The 3006-nt window shown below is 64.8% G+C and carries 3 protein-coding genes and 1 pseudogene; 3 read left to right on the plus strand and 1 reads right to left on the minus strand.

Annotated elements, in window-relative coordinates; translation table 11 throughout:
* Positions 1 to 70 precede the first annotated feature (70 nt).
* Positions 71 to 364 (minus strand): transposase, encoded by a 294-nt coding sequence (locus ACTWQJ_RS49455; RefSeq protein WP_443312900.1) that lies wholly within the window; start codon positions 362 to 364, stop codon positions 71 to 73.
* Positions 365 to 522: 158 nt separating this feature from the next.
* Between ACTWQJ_RS49455 and ACTWQJ_RS49460 the strand changes: the two are divergent.
* From ACTWQJ_RS49460 to ACTWQJ_RS49470, 3 genes and pseudogenes are all read left to right on the plus strand, one after another.
* A pseudogene (locus tag ACTWQJ_RS49460) lies at positions 523 to 889 on the plus strand (ISAzo13-like element transposase-related protein); the annotation flags it as partial.
* 671 nt (positions 890 to 1560) lie between these two features.
* The gene (locus ACTWQJ_RS49465) at positions 1561 to 2391 is read left to right on the plus strand and encodes an IS5 family transposase (protein WP_443312901.1); all 831 of its coding nucleotides are present in this window, start codon (positions 1561 to 1563) and stop codon (positions 2389 to 2391) included.
* Between the two features lie 261 nt (positions 2392 to 2652).
* Positions 2653 to 2799: a hypothetical protein gene (locus ACTWQJ_RS49470; RefSeq protein WP_443312902.1), complete on the plus strand. Its 147-nt coding sequence runs from the start codon at positions 2653 to 2655 to the stop codon at positions 2797 to 2799.
* Positions 2800 to 3006 lie beyond the last annotated feature (207 nt).

A 3006-nucleotide genomic window follows, 5' to 3' on the forward strand; every position in this document is an offset into this window, starting at 1 on the left:
ATCCACCCCCCAAGGTGCTGCCGACGTCGACGGACAGCCGCCAACCCAATTTTCACGCCGGGGCAAGGCGTCACGCAGGGATACGCACACTGTGGTGGAAGCCGGGATCATCCAGTTCCATGGCCATCGCGTACTTGAAGTCGATGCGGCAGCGCACCGCCTCGGCGCCCTGCCGGTCCGACAGGCCGAGCACGAACTGCAGCACACAGACGGTGGCCAGCTGGGCGGGCGAGAGGCCCGGACGTCCGTCGCGCGGATACCAGTCCGCGAAGTCCTCGTCACGCCACAGCCCGTCCAGCCGGTCTCTCACCCACATCGCCGCCGTACCGTCCGGGTTGCTCGCCCGCGCGATCTGCGCGGTCAAAAGCGGGACTTGCTCACCGGAACGAGGACGGAGCGACAACGAACACCTCGACAACTGCATGGGCTCTCGGAACACCCCGAGCATGCCCGCCGATCACGCTGGCGCACCGGGCAACTCCAAGATCCCCGACAGAGTCAAGGGCTTGCCAGGAAACAATGCTGGTCGAGCCCGACGAGCGGGGCGATCCGATGTCGCCGCTGCGGTGGACGACGAAGTCGACCCGGAAGCTGGCAGCGGAGCTGACCCGCCAGGGCCACCGGGTCTCCGCCGACACGGTCGCCGGCCTGCTGCGGGAGGAAGGCTTTAGTCTGCAGGCCAACGTCAAGACCATCGAAGGCGCTCAGCACCCCGACAGGGACGCCCAGTTCCGCTACCTCAACGAGCAGGCACGAGACTACAGGGACGCCGGTGACCCGGTGATCAGCGTGGACAGCAAGAAGAATGAGCTGATCGGCGACTAGAAGAACGCCGGGCACGAATGGCGGCCCGCAGGGCAGCCCGTGGGTCAAGACGCACGACTTCCCCGGCCAGGCCGAGACGGCCAATGCGCCTGATGCCGATGCTCGTGGTGCCCAGGCACGAGAAGCCATCTTGCAGCTCTGGCACGCCCGCTCCGACTGGCCCAGCGGATGGCCACCACCCCAGGCGGCCGAGATGGCCAGGCTCCTGGACGGGCTGCCCTCCCTCGGTGCCATGGGTATACGGCTGATCCGTCGCGCGGCTTTGAGTTCGACTCCGCGTACGGTTCGATTCAGGACGATCTTAATTGCGTGCAGAGGCATAGAGACTCCAGGTCAATAGAGCGTGATGGGACCGTCGGGAAGCCAACCTTCCACGTATCCGGAGACCAGAAGGGCCACGCCTTCAGGTGAGACATCTCGGTGGCGAGTTCTGAGCTCGCTGATTTCCCACCGGGTGTGCGACGGAGACATCGCCTGAAACGAGTCCGACTCTTCCCCGTCGATCCGCACGATGAAAACGCGGGAAACGGTTCGCTGGTCGTGTTCCCAGCAGTCGGACTCCTGCGTTTCGCGAACGCCGTAGAGGGACCCGAAGTGAGGGTTTGTGATGTGAAATCGCTCGGCGAGGTACTGAGAGTGCGGAACGTGATCTTCTGTCCGGCTTGTGATCACTCGATGGTGTGATGTTGGGGTATCGCGGCCGGTCAGGCGTTCGGGGTTCGCTTGGGTTGTGGCATGAGCATGCGCAAGCCGTACTCGAGTGATGCTTCCGACGATCAGTGGGCCCTGGTCGAGCCCGTGATCACAGCCTGGAAAGCCGCACATCCGTCGGTCAGCGGCCATCAGGGCAGATACGAGATGCGGGAGATCGTGAACGCGATCCTGTACCAGAACCGCAGCGGCTGCCAGTGGGACCTGCTGCCCCACGACCTGCCGCCCGCCGGCGCGGTGAAGTACTACTTCTACAAGTGGCGCGATGACGGCACGGACCAGACCATCCACGATCTGATGCGGTGGCAACTTCGGGAGAAGAAGCGGCGGTTAGCCGATCCGAGCCTGGTGGTCCTGGACACGCAGAGCATCCATGCCGCGGTCGGCGTCCCCGCCACAACGACCGGCAAGGATGCCGCGAAAAGAGTGCCTGGCAGGAAGAGATGCCTGGCCGTGGACGTCCTTGGCCTCGTCATCGACTGCGTCGTCCTGCCCGCCTCCGCGCACGAGAACACAGCCGGTATCGCCCTGCTGGACGGTGTCGCCGCACAGTGCGACACGGTGACCAAGGCCCTGGTCGACCAGGGCTTCAAGAACAAGGTCGTCGAGCACGGCAAGACCGTGGGCATCGACGTCGAGATCGTCGAACGCAACCCGGACCAGGTCGGGTTCGTTCCGCAGGTCAAGCGGTGGATCGTGGAGCAGACGAACGGGATCTTGATGTTCTACCGCCGTCTCATACGCGACTACGAACACCGGCCCGCCTCCTCCCGCTCCCGCGTTCTGTGGGCGATGACCTCCGTCATGAGCCGCCGCCTCACCGGAGCCACCCTCGCCCCCTGGAGAACCGCATGAGCGACAACCTGCAGGTCAAAGCCATCCTGGAGCACATCGAGCCCGCGAGCGTGAACTGGCCGACCAGGCCGGGCAGTTGAGGGACCGCATCCAAGAACTCACCCGGAGATCGACGCGGAGAGCGAGAACCTGCGCATCACCCGCAAGACCCTCCTCACTCTCCCCGCGCTCTCACCTGCCACCGAGCCGGACCGCCCCGACATCCCGGACCACCCCGCCTACCAGCAGATCCTCACCGCCCTGGCCGACGCGGGCCAGCCGATGCGCGCCCGCGACCTCTACCAGGCCCTCGACCTGCCGATCCTCCCGAAGAACACCGAAGGCATCCGCTCCAAACTGAAACGCCTGGTCAGCCGGGACATCCTCATCGAACCCGAACCCGGCTTGTTCGCCCGCCCCGGCGCTTGAGGACCATCTCGCGCCCATGACCAGCAGTCCTTGTCCAACCTCAACTACGAAACGGACAAGAGCTCACGTTCCGCACTCTGAGTGGGCGTTTAGGTATCGCTTGTGGCACTACGTCGCTCTTGCGGCTGGTGCTCTTTGAGAGAGTTTATGCCCTACGTGGAGCTTCGCGGCCTTCCAGGCTCCGGCCTCGGCGTCCATTTGTTTCGT

Source organism: Streptomyces sp. KR55 (genome assembly GCF_052245645.1).
Lineage (GTDB): Bacteria > Actinomycetota > Actinomycetes > Streptomycetales > Streptomycetaceae > Streptomyces > Streptomyces flavusporus.